Source organism: Dactylosporangium sp. NBC_01737 (assembly GCF_035963215.1).
Classification (GTDB): domain Bacteria; phylum Actinomycetota; class Actinomycetes; order Mycobacteriales; family Micromonosporaceae; genus Dactylosporangium.
The window spans coordinates 12947763-12965429 of sequence record NZ_CP109153.1; the positions used below are offsets into that span (position 1 = coordinate 12947763).

The following is a 17667-nucleotide window of genomic DNA, read 5'->3' on the forward strand; positions in this document are numbered from 1 at the left end:
TCCGTCTAGGAGAAGCTGTTGGGACCTAGCAGCGCCTTCAGGTCGCCCTTGAGCGCGGTGGTCGGGGCTACGTGGTAGGGCCCGAGGCGCAGCAGGGTGATCCGCGAGCCGTGGCTGAGCTTCACGTGCACCTCGGCCTTGCCCGGGTGATTGAGCAGGATCTCCTTGAGCCGGTCGACCAGCGGCGGCGTGCACCGGTTCGCGGGCAGCGACAGCACCACCGGCCGGTTCTCGTCGGCGACGGTGACGTCGGGCATCGTCATGTCCATCGCCATGAGGCGGGGCGTCTCGTCGCGCCGGTCGACGCGGCCCTTCACCACGACGATGGCGTCCTCGGCGATGTACTGCCCGATCAGCTCATACGTGTTGGGGAAGAACAGCGCCTCGACGGCACCGCCGAGGTCCTCCAGGGTCGCCGACGCCCACGGCTTGCCCTGCTTGGTGATGCGCCGCTGGACGCCGGTGAGCATGCCGGCGAGGGTGACGACGGCGCCGTCCTGCACCGCGCCTTCCTCCGACAGGCTGCTGATCACGGTGTCGGCGGCCTTGGCGAGGACCGACTCCAGGCCGAACAGCGGGTGGTCGGACACGTACAGGCCGAGCATCTCCCGCTCGAAGGTGAGCAGCTCCCGCTTGTCCCACTCGATCTGCGGGATGGCCGCGGTCATCGTCGGTCCGGCGGTGCCGGCGTCGCTGGCGAACGCGTCGCCGAAGAGGTCGAACTGGCCGATGGCCTCGTTCTTCTTGATGTCGGCGTACGCGTCGATCGCGTCGGCGTGGATGGCCAGCAGCCCGCGGCGCGGGTGGTCCATCGAGTCGAACGCGCCGGCCTTGATCAGCGACTCGATGGTCTTCTTGTTGCAGGCCACGGCGTCGACCTTGGACAGGAAGTCATGGAAGTCCTTGTACGGCGCGGCCTGCCGGCACCGCACGATCGCGTCGACGACGTTGTGGCCGACGTTGCGCACGGCGGCGAGACCGAAGCGGATGTCCTTGCCGACCGGGGTGAACGGCCCGGCGGAGGTGTTGACGTCCGGCGGCAGCACGTCGATGCCCATCCGCCGGCACTCCGACAGGTACAGGGCCATCTTGTCCTTGTCGTCGCCGACGCTGGTCAGCAGCCCGGCCATGTACTCCGCCGGGTAGTTCGCCTTGAGGTACGCCGTCCAGTACGACACCAGGCCGTAGCCGGCTGTGTGCGCCTTATTGAACGCGTAGTCGGCGAACGGGACGAGCACGTCCCAGAGCTTCTTGATCGCCTCATCGCTGTAGCCGTTGGCCTTCATGCCGTCGCGGAACGGCACGAACTCCTTCTCCAGGACCTCTTTCTTCTTCTTGCCCATGGCCCGGCGCAGCAGGTCGGCCTGGCCGAGGGTGTAGCCGGCGAGCTTCTGCGCGGCGCGCTGGACCTGCTCCTGGTAGACGATCAGCCCGTACGTGGGGCCGAGGATCTCCTTGAGCGGCTCCTCCAGCTCCGGGTGGATCGGGATCATCTCCTGCTGCCCGTTCTTGCGCAGCGCGTAGTTGGTGTGCGAGTTCGCACCCATCGGGCCCGGCCGGTACAGCGCCAGCACGGCGGAGATGTCCTCGAAGTTGTCGGGCTTCATCAGCCGCAGCAGCGAGCGCATCGGCCCGCCGTCGAGCTGGAACACCCCGAGCGTGTCGCCGCGGGCGAGCAGCTCGTAGGCGGGCTTGTCGTCCAGGGACAGGCCGAGCAGGTCGAGCTTGATGCCGTGGGTGCGTTCGATGTTCTTGAGCGCGTCGTCGATGATCGTCAGGTTGCGCAGGCCGAGGAAGTCCATCTTCAGCAGCCCGAGCGTCTCGCACGTCGGGTAGTCGAACTGCGTGATGATCGCGCCGTCGGCGTCGCGGCGCATCAGCGGCACGTGCTCGATCAGCGGCTCCGCGGACATGATGACGCCGGCAGCGTGCACACCCGTCTGGCGGATCAGGCCCTCGATGCCCTTCGCGGTCTCGACGACCTTCTTCACGTCGGGGTCGCTGTCGTACAGCGCGCGGAACTCGACCGCCTCGGAGTAGCGCGGGTGGTTGGGGTCGAAGATCCCCGACAGCGGGATGTCCTTGCCCATGACGGCCGGCGGCATCGCCTTGGTGATCCGGTCGCCGACCGCGAACGGGTAGCCCAGGACCCGGGCCGAGTCCTTGATGGCGGCCTTGGCCTTGATCGTGCCGAACGTGGCGATCTGCGCGACCCGGTCCTCGCCCCACTTGTCCGTCACGTACCGGATGACGTCGCCGCGCCGGCGCTCGTCGAAGTCGATGTCGATGTCGGGCATCGAGATCCGGTCCGGGTTGAGGAACCGCTCGAAGATCAGTCCGTGCGGCAGCGGGTCGAGGTCGGTGATGCCCATCGCGTACGCGACCAGGCTCCCCGCCGCCGAACCACGGCCCGGTCCGACCGCGATGCCCTGGTTCTTCGCCCACAGGATGAAGTCGGACACGACCAGGAAGTACGCCGGGAAGCCCATCTTCACGATCATGTCGGCCTCGTAGTCGGCCTGACGCTGGTGCTCCTCGTCGATGCCGCCCGGGAACCGGCGCGCCATCCCCCGCGCGACCTCGGCCCGGAAGAACGACTCCTCGGTCTCCCCCTCGGGGACCGGGAAGCGTGGCATCAGGTTGCGCTCGACGAACATGCCGTCGATGTCGACCTTCTCCGCGACGAGCAGCGTGTTGCGGCAGCCCTCCTGCCACAGCTCGGAGCTGTCGACGGCGCGCATCTCGTCGGCGGACTTCAGGTAGTAGCCCGACCCGCCGAACCGGAACCGGTTCGGGTCGTTGATGTTGGCCGCGGTCTGCACGCACAGCAGCACGTCGTGGGCCTCGGCCTGCGACTGGTGCGTGTAGTGCGAGTCGTTGGTGACGACCGGCGGGATGTTGAGCCGCTTGGAGATCTCGGTCAGGCCCTCGCGGACGCGGCGCTCGATGTCCAGGCCGTGGTCCATGACCTCGAGGAAGTAGTTGTCCTTGCCGAAGATCTCCTGGTATTTCGCGGCCGCCTTCACCGCCTCGTCGAACTGGTCGAGCCGGAGCCTGGTCTGCACCTCGCCGGACGGGCAGCCGGTCGTGGCCATCAGCCCCTCGGCGTGCTCGGCGATGATCTCCATGTCCATCCGGGGCCACTTCACGAAGTGCCCCTCGATCGACGCCCGCGAGTTGAGCCGGAACAGGTTGTGCAGGCCGGTGCGGTTCTTCGCCCAGATGGTCTTGTGCGTGTAGCCGCCGGAGCCGGACACGTCGTCGTCCTTCTGGTCCGGCCGGCCCCACTTGACGCGCTGCTTCGTCAGCCGCGACTCGGGCGCGACGTACGCCTCGACCCCGAGGATCGGCGTGACACCGGCAGCCTTCGCCTGCTTGTAGAAGTCGTACGCGCCGTGCATGTTGCCGTGGTCGGTGATCGCGACGGCGGGCATGCCGAGACGGTTCGCCTCCTTGAACATGTCCTTCAGTCGCGCCGCTCCGTCGAGCATGGAGTACTCGGTGTGCACATGGAGATGCACGAACGAGTCAGCCATGCTGCGCCCCCTATTTTGCTGTCCCCTACGGTTCCGGCGAGCAGCCTAACCACGGATCATGATCGACACGCCGTCGAGACGATGTGATCCCTCTTCCGTCGGTCACAGACCGGGCAAAACGACGCTCCAAGGGGATCGACCTGTCGCCCTGTCCCGACAAGTTTCCGCTGCTCATCGACGATGCGTGACGGTCAGCTCACTGCAGTTCCAGCGTGACCAGCAGCCGGAGGTAGGCGTCGACCCACAGCCCGGCGGTCGCGGCGTCCGGGTCCGGCCCAAGCCCGGCGCGCAGCGCGCCGAGGGCGGACGCGGAGCGGTGCAGCCCGGCCCGCGTCAGGGTCTGCCCGGCGTCGCGCAGCCGGTCGCCGAACGAAGGCGGCAGCATCCGCAGCCCCGGTGCGGCACCTCGGCGAGCAGCGCCACCGCCGCGTCGACCGCGTGCCGCAGCGGGTCGCCGTCGACGACCATCCCGCCGCCGACCCGGAACCCGCCCGCCGCCGCCAGGTCGGGCACCACGACCTCGTCGTCGCCGACCGCGAGCCCGAGCGGTTCGATGACGATCTCGCCTCTCGTCCGGCCGACGGTACCGGCGACGGCACGCACCGGACCGGACAGCGCTGCCGCGATCGCGTCCAGGGCGCCGGGCGCCGCCGCCGAGTGGGTCGCGGTGACGGTCGCGACGCCACCGGCCGGGTCGGCGATCTCCGCGTCGAGCCGCTGGGCGCCCGGGGTGTACCGCACCGACCGGACCTCCGCGACCTGCACGACCCTGACCAGTTCGGCCTCGACCCTGGGCCGCACGACCCGCGGCGGCAACCGGTCCAGCTCCTCGGCGAGCGCCCGCAGGTCCCGCACGACGAGCGCGTCCGGCAGCGACGTCCACATCCCCTGCGACGGCGTCACGGTGGTCTTCGCGACCCGGCTGGTCGCGAGCCGGACGGTGCGGCTGGCGCTGCGGATCGCGGACTCGGTGACGACGTTGCCGGCCGCGAGCTGCGCGACCGTCGCCCCGCCGACGCGGCGCGCCGCGACCCCGGCGCCGGCGGCCGTGGACGGGTCGGCGAACGTGCGCCGCAGCACCAGGACCGTGGCGCTGTCCGCGTGGGCGAAGTAGACCTCGACCTGCCGGTCGGTGTCGCCCACGGCGCGGACCCTGCACCCGAGCCCGTCGAGGCGGGCCCGGCGCATCGGTGTCTCGGCCGCCTCCTGCGTGCCGAGGACCCTGGCCCGCAGGCTCGCCCCGCGGTTGGCGACCGCCCGGTGCCTGGCGTGCAGCTCGGCGAGGATCCCGGCGAGCCGTTCGTGACTGTACGAGCTGCCGCGCTGCTGATACGCGCCGAGCTGCTCCTCGAGGTCGCCGACGGCGAGCAGCGGCCACCGCAGGCCGCCCCGGTCCAGCCGCTGCCGCACCTCGGCGAGCGGGCCGGCGAGGCCGGGACCGACGTGGGTCGCGCCGGTCAGCAGGACCTCGTCGGCGAGGCGCAGCGCCGCTTCCAGCGACGCGTCGCCGCCCGCGTGCTCGGCCTTTTCCGGTCCGCCGACGTCGACCTGCACGTCCGGGTCGTCGGGGGCCTTGACGTCGGCGACCCGGAACGCCCACACGGCCAGGGCGATGACGTCGTCACGGGATCCGGCGACGGCGTCGGTGTGCACGAACCCGAGGTCGTCCGGGACCAGGAACCGCACCGTCGCCGATCCCAGCTCCACCCGCGGCGCCGGGTCGGCCGGCGACGGGCGGTGCACGCGGGCGGCGTACCCGGCCCGGTGCGCCCGCCGCGCGGCCCCCAGCTGCCGGACGCCGATCCTGCCTTCGAGCTGCTCGTCGGTGAAGTTCCCCGGCGACCACACCACCACGGCGGCTGGCTGTTCCTGCCCGCTCCCCTGCCCGTTGCCCTGGTCGCTTTCCTGACTGCTTTCCTGGCCGCTTCGTTGGTACGCCAGCACCAGTCCCACCACGTGCCGGCAGATGCCGGTGGCGCCGCAGGTGCAGGTGCCGCGTTCGAGCCCGCCCGGCGGCAGCGCCGTCCCGGGCCCGTCCTGGTATGTGCCGCGCACCGTCCCGTCCGGGTCCGTCGTGACGGCCGGCGGCGCCGCCTCCACCTCGCGCGTCGCCCGCTTCACCAGGCCACGGTTGGTCAGCGCGGCGAGCGCGTCCGGGGTCAGCGCCAGCAGGTCCGCTCTCATCGGCCCACCTGCTCCGCCACGAACGCCGCAAGCTCCCCCGGGGTCATCGCGCCGACCGCCGCACCGGCGTCGGCGAGGCGCTGACCCATGTCCCGGTCGAACACCGGGTCCGCGTCCTCGTCCAGCGCCGCCAGGCACAGCACCTTCGTGCCCTGCTCGACGATGCCGCGCACCAGTTGCACGAGCCGGTGCTCGCCGCCGCCCCCCTCGTACAGATCGCTGATCAGCACCAGAATCGTGCGCCGCGGCTGCTCGATCAGCCCCGCGCCGAACGCGACCGCCTTCGCGATGTCGGTGCCGCCGCCGAGCTGGACCTTCATCAGCAGCTCGACCGGGTCGTCGACGTCCGCGGTCAGATCCACCACCGCCGTGTCAAACGCCACCAGGTGTGTCTTGACGCCGGGCAGCCCCCACAGGCACGCCGCGGTCACGGCCGAATGGATGACGCTGCCCGTCATCGACCCCGACTGGTCGACCAGCAGGATCACCTGCCACTGGTCCAGGTGCCGTCTGGTCCGCGCGACGAAGTACGCCGTCTCCACGTACACCTTGCGCTCGTCGGGCCGGTAGCGGCCCAGGTTCGCCCGCAGCGTGCGACGGATGTCGAAGTTCCTGGCGACCTTGAACCGGCTCGCCGTGCGGGACCTCGCGCCGGAGAACGCGTGCCGCACCTCCGTCGCCAGCTTCTCCACCAGCTGCCGCACCACCGCCTCGACGATCCTGCGGGCCAGCAGCAACACGTCGGGGTTCATCAGGTGCTTGGTGCGCAGGACCGCCTTCAGCAGCGTCGGGTTCGGCTCGATCCGCGCCAGCACCGCCGGGTCCGTGACGACGTCGTGGATCTCGTACCGCTCCACGGCGTCACGCTGCAACCGCTCGATCGTCTCCTTCGGGAACAGCATCGTGATGTCGTCGAGCCAGTCCACGGTCGTCACCACCGACGGCCCGTCACCACCGTGCCGCGGCTGCCGGATGCCGCGGCGCCCGAGGCTCTCGTCGCGCCCGTACAGCCAGTCCAGGGCCGCGTCCCGCCCCGCGCCGGCCTCGCTGAGCTGCCCATCGGCCAGGACCGACTGCCCCGGCTCCCCGAGCACCAGCCGCCACCGCTCCAGCTCCGCCGCTTCCCGCTCCTGCGCGCTCATGTCAGAAGTCCTTCACGGATGAGCACCGCATCGACACGCGCCTCCAGGTCGGCCGCCGCGGCGACCAGCACGGGGTCGACGCCGTGCGACCGCAGCAGCGACCGTCCCGTCCCGCTGAGCCCACGGCGGGCGAGCAGGTGCCCCGCGACGGTCTCCCGTTCCCGCGGCGGAAAGTACGTGAACGCCTGCCGCAACGCCGGCAACGCGATCAGGAACTCGGCCTCGCCCATGCCACTGACGAGTTCGTCGAGCACATCCAGCACCCGTGGCGCATGCAGCACCTCTTCCCGCGCAACGGCGAACAGCCCAGCCAGCCAGTCACCGACCGTGCCCGGCGCCGCCGCACCCCGCACCGCCCGAACCGGATCGTCCGCCACCTCCCCGCCCGCCGAGCCTCCGCCCGCCGAGCCTCCGGCGCCCGCCGGATCCGCGGCGCCTGCGTGGACTGTCCCGTCACCAGCACCCGCAGCGCCTCCAGCACCCGCCGGACCCGCACCGCCCGCCAGACCCGCAGCGCCCGCGTGGACTGTCCCGTCACCAGCACCCGCAGCGCCGGCCGCGGCTCCGGCCTCCGTCACGCCGGTCGTGGTGCCCGCGGACCAGCCGAAGCCGAAGGCGGCACCGCGCAGATCGGGTGGGGCGTCGCGGTCCTCGGCGATGCGGCGCATCACCGCGAGCGCGACCTGCGGGTCCAATCCCAGCCGCCGCCCGGCGTGCACCATCGTGTTCCGCACGGCGACGACCGCGTCGATGCGGGCCGGTTCCGCCGGTGCGGTGCCGCCTCGGACCCCTTCGGCCAGCCACAGCGCCCGCTGCTGCGCCGCGGCGATCACGGTCCCGAGGGGTGCGCTGCCGGCGGTGCCGAGCAGCCGGTCGTGCCGCCACAGCGTCAGCACGACCGCGAGCAGCCGCCCGAGCGCGCCCAGGTCCGCGGCGGTGCCGACGGCGGCGTCGAGGTCGTGCAGCACCTGGTCCGACAGCCGGACGGTGCCGCACAGCGCGGCGTCGAACAGCGCGTCGGCGAGCCCCGCGACGTCCGCGTCACGGATCCGCCCGGCGAGCGCGGCCGCGGCCGCCTCTTCGAGGGTCGCGCCGTACGCCCCGGCCTCGATCAACGCCACCAGCCGATGCTCGTGCACGGTGACGTCCCACTGCTCGTCCAGCACCGGGTCGACCCCGGTGCGCGGCCCGCGCTGCCGGTTGAACCCCGGGATCCCCAGCACCCGCAGCCGGTGCAGCAGCCGGCTGCGGCGCAGCCCGTCGTCGCTGGTCAGGGCGAGCGTGACGGTGCGGTCGCCGCTCAGCCCTTCCCGTTCGAGGTCGGCGTCGGCGGCGTGGACGAGCGGCGGCAGCGGTGTCGACGGGTGCAGCCGACCGACCCTCGACCCGCTCAGCGCGGCGACCATCTCCACGACGACCGGGTGGGTGCCGGCCCGCAGCCGCCCCCGGGTCGCCCACGGCAGCGGCTCGTCGAGCGCGTCGTGGACGAGCGCCCCCGCGAGCCCGTCGAGGATGTCGGTCCGGCCGGGATGCCGGTGCCCCCGCACCAGCGCGAGCCCGGCCGCGGACGCGCCGGCGGCGATGAGGTCGGCCGTGGACGCCCGTTGCTTGCGCCCGCGGAGCCGCCCGACGACGGCGCCGACGAGCCGGTCGGCGGCGTGCTGCGGCCCGCCCTCCCACAGCTGTTGGTAGTACTCCGGCGACGGCATCCCCGACTGGTACCCGTCGAAGGCGTCGAGCCGCCGGAACGAGTACGGCACCAGGTAACTGCCGCCGACGGCGTCCTCGGGCAGCGCGGGCACGTCGGGCCAGCCAGCGTCCCCGGTGTCCTTGGCGGCCCCGGAGGTGAGCCGGATCAGGGCCGGGCGGTGGAAGCCGCCGGTGACCACGACGACGGGCCGCTCCCCCGCATCGGCGGCAGCCGCACGGATCCACCGGGCCATGTACGCCTCCCGGCGCTCGTCGCCCTCGCTCGCCGGGGTCTCGCCGCGCAGCAGGTCGAAGTAGGCGGCGAGGCGTTCGGCGAGCCCGTCCTCGTCCGGGATCTCGAACAGGTGGTCCCACAGCGCATCGACGTTGTCCACGGCGAACGCGGCGCAGAGCCGGTCGACGACGTCGGCGTACCGCTGCTCGGCGTCGGCGTACCGGTTCTCCCGCTCGGCCAGGGCCGGGTCCCACGACGGCAGGTCGATGAAGCGCACCCGGGCGCCGACGCAGTGGCCTTCCTGCAGCGCGACCCACTCCGGCGAGTACGCGCAGAACGGCGCCCACGAGCCGGACTGCCGCTCGTCGTCGCGGTAGCTGCTGAACACCGCGACCGGCAGGTCGTGCCCGAGGAGCAGCTCGCCGACGCGGTCGTTCATGTCGGCGGGGCCTTCGACGAGCACGTGCGCCGGCCGCAGCGCCGCGATCGTGCCGGCGACGAGCCGGGCGCACGCGGGGCTGTGGTGCCGCACGCCGATGAACGTCGTGGTCATCGCACCGGCCCTAGCCCGGCAGCTGGTGGCGGGCGGCGTGCAGGGCCTTCCACTGCGCACCGTTCCGCCAGGTCAGCTGCTGCTCCAGGTACCGGCGCAGCTTCGCGAGGTCGTCGCCGTTGTCCTTGGCGGCGGTGCCGGCGAGGCAGGTGACCAGGTCCTCGGCGGTGCCTGCCTCGCGGCGCAGGAACCAGCCGCGCAACCCGACGGCGTGCGCGACCGACACCGCCTCGGCGGTGCTCATCACCGCGGAGAGGCGCTCCATCGTGTCGCCGCGCGCCGACTGCCCGGTCCGCAGCTCCCGGAACGTGGTGACGAGCACCTCCAGCACGTCGCGGCGGGGCGCGGCGGTGACGCCGGAGCGGCGCAGCAGCGCGCCCGCCTCGGCCTCGACGAGCGCGAGCTCCGTGTCGAAGTCGGCGATCGGGAAGACGGTCTCGAAGTTGAACCGGCGTTTCAGCGCGGCGCTCATCTCGTTGACGCCGCGGTCACGGGTGTTCGCGGTCGCGATGACGTTGAACCCGTCGCGGGCGAACACCATCGCGTCGGGCCCGGTCAGCTCGGGGATCGCGAGGACCCGGTCGGACAGCGGCGACAGCAGGCAGTCCTGGACCTCCAGGGGGCAGCGGGTGATCTCCTCGAACCGCACGACTTTGCCCTCGGCCATTCCCCGCAGCAGTGGCGCGCGGACGAGCGAGCGCTGGTTGGGTCCTTCGGCGACGAGGAGGGCGTAGTTCCACGAGTACTTGATCTGGTCCTCGGTCGTCGCCGCGCCGCCCTGCACGGTCAGCGTCGATTCGCCGCTGACGGCCGCGGCGAGCAGCTCCGACAGCAGCGACTTGGCGGTGCCGGGCTCGCCGACCAGCATCAGCCCGCGGCTGGTCGCGAGCGACACGAGGGCTCGGTCGATGAGCGACGGGTCACCGACGAACTTGCGGCTGACGCCCGCCGACGGGTCACCGACGATGAACCGCCGCGCGGCGGTGAGGCTCAGCGCCCAGCCGGGTGGCCGCTCACCGGCGTCGGTGTCGCGGAGCCTGGCCAGCTCGTCGGCATACCGGACCTCTGCCGGTGGCCGCTGCACGGTGGTCCCGTCACGCTCACTCACTGCACGACCTCCCGCAGGTCTCTGATGATCTCGGACACGGTAACGGGGTCGAGCTCGCCGAACGTGTGCGGGCGGTCCCGGGTCCATCTGGTCCCACCGGCGCCGACGATCCACACCTCGATCAGCGCCTGCTCCGACAGCATCGACACGTCGCCGACGGCGATGCCCGGGTCGAGCTCCGCGAGCAGCAGCGCGCCGCCAGGCAGGGGACGCTCCATCGCCGGCTGGACACCGCCGTCCTCCGCCGCGGCGCGACGCCAGCCGCGCCGCTCCAGGCCCAGGACCTTCGTCGTCGGCACCTTCACGCCGTGGTACCGGGCGAAGTCGGTCGCGGCGCGTTCCGCGTCGGTCAGCGTGTGCGTGTCGCGGGCCAGCTGCGGGAACGGCTGCAGGATCTCGTAGTCGGCGAACACCTCCGCCCACGCGCCGAGCGTGCCGGCGAGGTGCACGGGGTGCGCGACGCCGACACTCGCATCGCCGGCGAGGGTGACGGTGGTGTCGTCGACGTCGGCGAGGGTCCTGTCCTCGGCCAGCCGCATCGTGCCGAGCGCCGCGCCGGACGCGTCGAAGGTCGCCCACACCAGCCGCCGCGCGACGTGCCAGACGAGGGGATGCTCGACGATGAACTGCCGGAACTCCGCGCCACTCCAGCGTCGTTGCATGACCATCGCCTGCTCGAAGCGGTGCAGCTGGTCGGCGGCGACGGTCCGCACGTCCTTCTTCAGGGCCGCGAACCGGGCCGCGCCGGCCGGCGCCAGGTCCGGGTCGTCCTTCGCGCCGGGCTTCGGCAGGTCCTTGCGCCGGGCGCCGGTCTCGTCGGCGACGAACGGTTTGAGCTGCTCGTCGAAGCCGACGGTGAACCGGCGCGGCCCGTAGTCGATCCGCAGCGTGCCGTCGGCGTCGAGCCCGAAGTCGGGCACGAGCCGGTCGGCGAGCTGCTCGGGTGTCAGCTCCAGGGACGCCGCGACCTCGGCGATCTTCTCCTTGGCGCGGTCCTTGAGGCCCTTGAACTTCACCTTCTCGGAGATGCCGTGCAGGTGCATGAGGGCGACGTCGGTGCCGATCTCGGCGAGGACGTCGAGGGCGGCGACCGCCTTGCTGTGCCCGCCTTCGCCGGGCCACGCCCGGATGACGGGGGCGAGCCGCCGCACGGTGTCGTCGTCGCCGAGGAACGCCAGCGCGTCGAGCGCCCAGGCCTCCTTCGCGGGAGCGCCGACATGCCGCCACTGCTCGAACACGACCAGCCGAACCGTGCCAGCGAAGCCGGTGTGCACGCCGCCACGACCTGGGCGAGCCCGGCATACGGCTCACCGAGCTTCGACATCGCGAGCATCGTCAGCAGGTGCCGGACCGCGTCCGCGGACAGGGCGCCGGCGTCGCCGGTGAGCTCGACCGGGGCGAGCAGCGCGGGATCTGCCCAGTCGGGCACCGCCGGGATCTTCGTGGGCAGTTGCAGCAACGGGTCGGCGTCCAGCAACTGGCCGATCCCGTCGGCCGCGGCGTCGCCGTGGTCACGGGCGGCGGCCTCGACGAGGTCACGGTGCCCGGCGGCCGCGACGACGAGCAGGGCGCGTTCGGCGTACCGGCGGGCAAGGCCCGGCTTGCCGAGCGCCGGTGGGACGAGAGCTCTGGCCGCCGCCGCGGGGTGCCGCAGCAGCCATTGCGTGGCGGCCGGGCGGAGCGTCTTGAGCCGGCCGTGCCATTCGGCCATCAGCTGCGCCGGCTCCGGACCGGCGAACGCCATCAGCGCCGGCGCCACCTCGGCGGGGCCGCGCCGGGCCGCGTCGAGGACCACGGGCCACGCGTCCATCTCGAAGCGCCCGACGATGATCCGCAGCCACGCCTCGGCGTCCCACAGGTCGCGCGGCCGCCACGCCGCCAGGTGCGGCCGGGCCATCGACTCGGGCGCCTCGACGAAGAAGGTCAGCTGACGGTACGGGTCGCCGCCGCCGGAGCGCAGCTGCACCTCCACCCGCCAGGTCTCGGCGGCGCTGAGCGTGCCGCCGCCGATGCGCCGCAGCCGCTGCCACGCGAGCCGCTCCCCCGGCTCCCACCGCAGGACGGTCTCGTCGGTGCAGGTGAGGCCCGCGACGACAGCCGGTTTGCGGGCCTTGGCCGCGCCGAGCCATGGCGGGTCGGCGAGGACCGGCGGCAGCGCCCCGGACGGCGCGACCCGCACCGCGTCGAGCTTGGCGGCGGCGGCCGCGACCCGGGCGGCCGCGCCCGCGGGCAACTCGTCGGCCATCGCCTCGGCGAGAGCCCCGTGCCGGCTGATGTGCGACTGGAGCAGCGCACCGCCCCTGCCGGCCGCCGAGAGCAGCCGCAGCGCGCGGCGCGGGAACCGGTCGGCCGCCTCGATGAGGAACGGCATCGCGGTGCGCTCGTCGGGCCAGTCGAGCAGCAGCTGGAACGCCTCGTCGGTCGGCACGGCCGCAACGAGCTCGAACACCGCACGCACCCCGTCGGCCCAGCCGGTGTGACCGTCCAGCAGCGCCCGATACACCGGCATCCCGCCCGCGCCGAGCCCTTCGGCGAGGGTGTGCAGCCGCTGACCGGACCGCATCAGATGCGACAGAACATGCCCCATCCGCAGCCTGTCGAACTGCGCCGGCTCCGTGATCGACGCGAACATCAGCAGCGCGGCCCAGTCGGCGTGACGGTCGGCACCGACTGCCGCGACGTCGGCGGCGACCCAGTCGTGCCTGGCCGGCGCGAGGAACGAGACCGCGGCCCGCTGCCCGGTCGTCAGGTGCCCTTCCCGCAGGCCGGCGAGTGCGTCGACGGCGGCGGCGTGCTCGTCGTCGGGCGCGGCGGCCATCGCAACCCGCAGCCGGTGCAGCACCATCGTGGTCCCGTCGGTGTTGCGCTGCAGCGACGCGGACAGGTCACCGAACCTGCGCAGTGCCTTCGGCCCGAGGTCGGCCCGATACGGCGTCACGAGGAGCAGGTCGGCCAGCTCCACCCCGGCGCGGACGGCGAACGCCAGCCCGTGGGTGGCGATCCAGCCGTCGGCATGGGCCGAGCTGATCGCGCTGGACCAGTGCTCGGACGACCCGACCGCGGTGACGGTGACAGCGGCCGCCCCAAGCGGCGTGACCCCCGCACCGAGCACACCCCCGCCGACGCCGGACGATGCGCCACCCACATCAGCCGACGCAGCGCCACCCACACCGGCCGACGCAGCGCCACCCACACCGGCCGACGCAGCGCCATTCACACCAGCCGCCGCAGCGCCACCCCCACCAGCCGACGCAGCGCCATTCGCACCGGGCGGCGTGCCACCGACACCGAACGGCGCGCTGCCGGCACCCGGCGCGGTGTTACCCACGCCGGCCGCCGTGCCGCCCGCATCGGGCACGGCACCCCCGGCGCCATGCGGTGCGCCGCCAACACCAGGCACAGCACCGCCCGCGCCGAGCGGTGGGCCGGCTGCGGCTGGCGGGGAGAGGTGGGCGAGAGCGGCGTCGAGGTAGGCGAGGCCCGCGTCGCGCAGGTCGGCCTGGGTCGACGGGTGGGTCAGCGCGGCGCGCGGATCGACGGTGCCGGACAGGCTTGCCGCGACCGTGTCCTTCCAGCCCGCCACCGGCCGGTGCGTGACCGGCAACCCGCCGCGGCGCGGCAGGAGGCTGCGGCGCCACGAGTCCGGGGTGGTGAAGGTGTCCTCGGTCATGCGGTCGCTTCCTCCAGGTCACGGACGAGTTCGAAGGCGCTGATCGGGTCGAGGTCGGCGAACGGCACCCGCTGCCACCCGCGCCCGTCGGCGTGGCGGGTGCCGGCCCGCACGCCGGTGATGGTCTGGACCGGGTCGACGGAGACGTCGCCGTAGTGCAGGCCGGGGTCCAGCTCGACGACGGCGATGCGGTCGCCTGGAAGGTCCCGCACGATGCCGCCCCAGCCGCCGTGCTGGCCGTCGGTGCGGCGCCAGGCGCCGTGGGTCAGCCCGGCGAAACGGCCGCTGGGCGCCTTCACCCCGGCGAACCTGGCCAGCACGTCACGCTCGCGCTCCTCGGCCGTGAGCCCAGGCCCACCCGCCCCCGGCCGCGAGAACCAACCAGTGAGCCCAGGCCCACCCGCCCCCAGCTGCGAGAACAACGCGGTGAGGGCGGGGCTCGCGCGGCCCAGTTGGGGGAACGGCTGCAGGATCTCGTAGTCGGCGAACAGCTGTGCCCACGCGACGAGCGTGCCGCCGAGGTGCAGGGGGTGCGCGACGCCGACCGGCGCGTCGTCGGCGAGCGTCACCGGCGAGTCGTCGAGGCCGGCGAGGGTCCTGTCCTCCGCGACCCGCATCGCGGCGAGCGGCGCGCCGGAGGCGTCGAAGGTGTCGAAGGTCGCCCACACCAGTCGCCGCGCGACGTGCCAGACGAGCGGGTGCCCGACGATCAGGCGGTGGAAGTCGGCGCCGGTCCAGCGCCGGCCCATCACCATCGCCCGCTCGAAGCGGGGGATCTGCTCGGCGGCGACGAGCCGCACGACCTGCTTCAGCAGGGTGAAGCGTTTCACGGCGGCGGGTGCCAGGGCCGGGTCGTCGCGCACGCCCGGCTTCGGCAGGTCCTTGCGCCGGGTGCCGGTCCCGTCGGCGACGAACGGTTTGAGCCGCTCGTCGAAGCCGGCCGTGAACCGGCGCGGCCCGAAGTCCAGCTCCAGCGTGCCGGCGGCGTCGAGGCCGAGGTCGGGCACGAGCCGGTCGGCGAGCTGATCGGGGGTCAGCTCCAGCGACGCCGCGACCTCCGCGAGCCGCTCCTGGGCGCGGGCGCGCACCGACGGGGTGCGGACCTTCGTGGTGAGGCGGTGCAGCTGGATGAGGGCACCCTCGGTGCCGATCCTGGCGATCACGTCGACGGCCGCGCCGGCCCTGGCGAGGGCACCCTCGGACGGCCAGGCGCGGACGTGCGCGGCGAGCCGGCGGGCGGTCTCGTCGTCGCCGAGGACCGCCTGGGCCTCCAGGACCCAGCCGGCGCGGCCCGGGGCGCCCGCCTCGAGCCAGCGATCGAGCAGCGACATCGCGAACCCGGCGAGCGACGCCGCAGTGCACGCCTCCCGGACGACGGTCAGGCCGGCATACGGCGCGGCCGGCTTGGACATGGCGAGCATCGTCAGCACGTGCCGGGCCGCGTCGACCGGCAGCGTCCCGGCGCCGCCGCGCAGCTCGATCGGGGTCAGCACGGCGGGGTCGGCCCAGACCGGCAGCGTCGGCGGGCGGGCGGGAAGCGCGTCGAGCGGGTCGGCGTCGAGCAGGTCGGTCACCGCCGCGGCGGCCCCAGCACCATAGGCGCGGGCGGCGGCCTCGACCGCGTCGCGGCGGCCCAGATCGGCGACGGCGCGCAGCGCCTGCCCGGCGAGTCGGCGGGCCGGGCCCGCCCGCCCGAGCGCCGCGGGAACCAGGGCCCGGGCGGCGGCCTCGGGGTGCCGGCGCAGCCAGGCGAGGGCGTCCCCGCGCGCCGCACGGCCGCCGTCGAGCCACCGGGCGGCGACGGCGGCGACCTCAGGCCCGGTGAACGGCAGCAGCAGTGGCATCCCGGCCGGGCCGCGGCCGGCGAGCGACAGCATCAGGGGCAGGACCAGGACCCCGAACCTCGCGACGAGCGCCGGTGACCAGCGCTGCTCGTCCCAGGGCCGGTTGGGGCGCCAGCGGGCGGCAACCGGCCCGGCGAGGTCGATCGGGGCGTGCATGAAGAAGCCGAAGGTGTCGAACCAGGAGCAGGTGCCCGCGTCGATGTCCCGGGCGAGCGCGGGCCAGTCCGAGCGCAACCGGCCCCACTGGCCGGCGCCGCCGGCCCGGTCGAGCCACTCCGCCTGCTCCCCGGGCTCCCAGGCCACGGCGGGCTCGTCGGTGCAGCGCAGCCCCTCGACGACGACCGGTTTGCGGGTGGACCGGCGCGCGGCGGTCCACGGGGCGTGACGAGCAGCGGCGGCAGCGCCTTCGGCGGCGCGACGACGCGGCGGTCGAGCTCCGCGAGCACGGCGGCGACCCGGGCAGCGGCGGCGCGGGTGCCGGCCGCACCGCTGAGCGCCGGCAGCACCTCGGCGGCGGCGTCGCGGTGCGCGGCGACGTGGGTGCGCAGCCGCTCGGCGATGCTGCGCCGCGAGGCGGCCGAGGCCAGCAGCCGCACCGCCCGCCGAGGGAACCGGTCGCTCGCCTCGCTCAGCGCGGCGGGGACGTGGCGGCCGTCCACGCGCTCCACGAGGGCCTGGAACGCCTCGTCGGTCGGCATCGCGGCGATGACCGGCAGCAGGGACCGCCGGGCGTCGGCGGACGACGCGAACCGGTCCAGCCACCGCACGAGCATGGGCGCCGCGGCGACACCCAGCCCGTCGACGATCGTGTGCAGCAGCCCGGCATCGGTGAGCAGACCCCACGGCGGGTGGCCGCCCACGAGGGTCTCGGCGTGCTCCACGGTCGTCACGGACGCGAGCATCAGCAGGATGCGCCAGTCGTCGCCGCCGAAGTGGCCGCCCATCTCCTCCTCGACCCAGGCCGCCTCGCTCGGCGCGAGATACGCCGCCACGATCCGGTGCGTCGCCGTGCGCTCCCGCCAGTGCCCGAGCAGGTCGACCAGCGACCGGTAATCCTCCTCGGGTGCCGCGGCGACGGCGGCCCGCACCCTGGTCAGAACCGCTCCGGCGCCCTCGGTGCCGCGCACGCGCCGGACCACGGGCTCCCCGGCGCTGGACGAGGAGTCCCAGCGGGCGCCATAGCCCAGGCCCTGCAGCTCCATGGCAGCCTCGACGGCGAACCGCAGCCCGTGCCCGGCGACCCAGCCGTCGGCGAAGACCGCGGCGGCGGACCGGCTGAACTCGTCGGGCGGCCCGACATAGGCGGCGACGACCGCGGCAGCGCCGAGCGGGGTGCCGCCGCCGTCGAGGTGCGCCAGGCCGGCCTCGCGAATGTCGGTGGGAGTCTGGGGGTCGGTGAGCGACGTGCGCAGGCTGGGGCGCTTGGCGACCAGCGTGGCGACGTCGGCCGCCCAGGTCGTGGCCGGGCTGAACTCGACGGGCACCCCGCCGCGCCGCGGCCTGATGGCGCGCAGCCAGGAGGACGGCATGACGAACGTGTTCTCGCGCATGGCCATGTGCCGCCTCCCCGTGATCCGGATTCGGATGGGCGCCACCATAGCCACGCCCACCGACAATTTCGGTGGCACGGCCGCACGCTGCAAGAACACATTTGATCATGAAAATGAGCAAATGGGGAAAATCGGATCCTCGGAAAAGTGTCGGAT

8 protein-coding genes and 1 pseudogene are annotated in these 17667 nt (G+C 73.6%); all 9 read right to left on the reverse strand.

The features are described 5' to 3' along the window. Window positions 1-5: 5 nt before the first annotated feature. Window positions 6-3536: a DNA polymerase III subunit alpha gene (gene dnaE / locus OHA72_RS59765; RefSeq protein WP_327004959.1), complete on the reverse strand. Its 3531-nt coding sequence runs from the start codon at window positions 3534-3536 to the stop codon at window positions 6-8. A 196-nt stretch (window positions 3537-3732) separates the two neighbouring features. Then, window positions 3733-5720: pseudogene (locus OHA72_RS59770) on the reverse strand (hypothetical protein). Next, window positions 5717-6862 carry a VWA domain-containing protein gene (locus OHA72_RS59775; protein ID WP_327004960.1) on the reverse strand — a complete coding sequence of 382 codons (1146 nt, stop codon included), beginning with the start codon at window positions 6860-6862 and terminating at the stop codon, window positions 5717-5719. The pseudogene OHA72_RS59770 and the gene OHA72_RS59775 overlap by 4 nt, the downstream one beginning before the upstream one ends. Continuing rightward, entirely contained in the window at window positions 6859-9339 is a 2481-nt protein-coding gene (locus OHA72_RS59780; protein ID WP_327004961.1) for a DUF5682 family protein, read from the reverse strand. Before OHA72_RS59780 ends, OHA72_RS59775 begins: the two co-directional genes overlap by 4 nt. Before the next feature lie 10 nt (window positions 9340-9349). Next, the gene (locus tag OHA72_RS59785) at window positions 9350-10423 is read right to left on the reverse strand and encodes an ATP-binding protein (protein WP_442788795.1); all 1074 of its coding nucleotides are present in this window, start codon (window positions 10421-10423) and stop codon (window positions 9350-9352) included. A gap of 20 nt (window positions 10424-10443) precedes the next feature. After that, entirely contained in the window at window positions 10444-11490 is a 1047-nt protein-coding gene (locus OHA72_RS59790) for a DUF4132 domain-containing protein (protein WP_327011891.1), read from the reverse strand. Further along, window positions 11460-14117 carry a hypothetical protein gene (locus tag OHA72_RS59795; protein ID WP_327004963.1) on the reverse strand — a complete coding sequence of 886 codons (2658 nt, stop codon included), beginning with the start codon at window positions 14115-14117 and terminating at the stop codon, window positions 11460-11462. Before OHA72_RS59795 ends, OHA72_RS59790 begins: the two co-directional genes overlap by 31 nt. Then, complete coding sequence (locus OHA72_RS59800) at window positions 14114-15994, reverse strand: DUF4132 domain-containing protein (protein WP_327011892.1); 1881 nt, start codon at window positions 15992-15994, stop codon at window positions 14114-14116. The genes OHA72_RS59795 and OHA72_RS59800 overlap by 4 nt, the downstream gene beginning before the upstream one ends. Next, a complete protein-coding gene (locus OHA72_RS59805) occupies window positions 15994-17517 on the reverse strand; it encodes a hypothetical protein (protein WP_327004964.1) in 1524 nt (507 codons plus the stop codon). The genes OHA72_RS59800 and OHA72_RS59805 overlap by 1 nt, the downstream gene beginning before the upstream one ends. Window positions 17518-17667 lie beyond the last annotated feature (150 nt).

Bases quoted from the DNA above. Each gene is read 5' to 3' on its own strand.
- dnaE (WP_327004959.1), bottom strand. From the start codon at position 3,536: ATGGCTGACTCGTTCGTGCATCTCCATGTGCACACCGAGTACTCCATG.
- OHA72_RS59775 (WP_327004960.1), bottom strand. From the start codon at position 6,862: ATGAGCGCGCAGGAGCGGGAAGCGGCGGAGCTGGAGCGGTGGCGGCTG.
- OHA72_RS59780 (WP_327004961.1), bottom strand. From the start codon at position 9,339: ATGACCACGACGTTCATCGGCGTGCGGCACCACAGCCCCGCGTGCGCC.
- OHA72_RS59790 (WP_327011891.1), bottom strand. From the start codon at position 11,490: ATGCACCTGCACGGCATCTCCGAGAAGGTGAAGTTCAAGGGCCTCAAG.
- OHA72_RS59795 (WP_327004963.1), bottom strand. From the start codon at position 14,117: ATGACCGAGGACACCTTCACCACCCCGGACTCGTGGCGCCGCAGCCTC.
- OHA72_RS59800 (WP_327011892.1), bottom strand. From the start codon at position 15,994: ATGCTGTCGCTCGCCGGCCGCGGCCCGGCCGGGATGCCACTGCTGCTG.
- OHA72_RS59805 (WP_327004964.1), bottom strand. From the start codon at position 17,517: ATGGCCATGCGCGAGAACACGTTCGTCATGCCGTCCTCCTGGCTGCGC.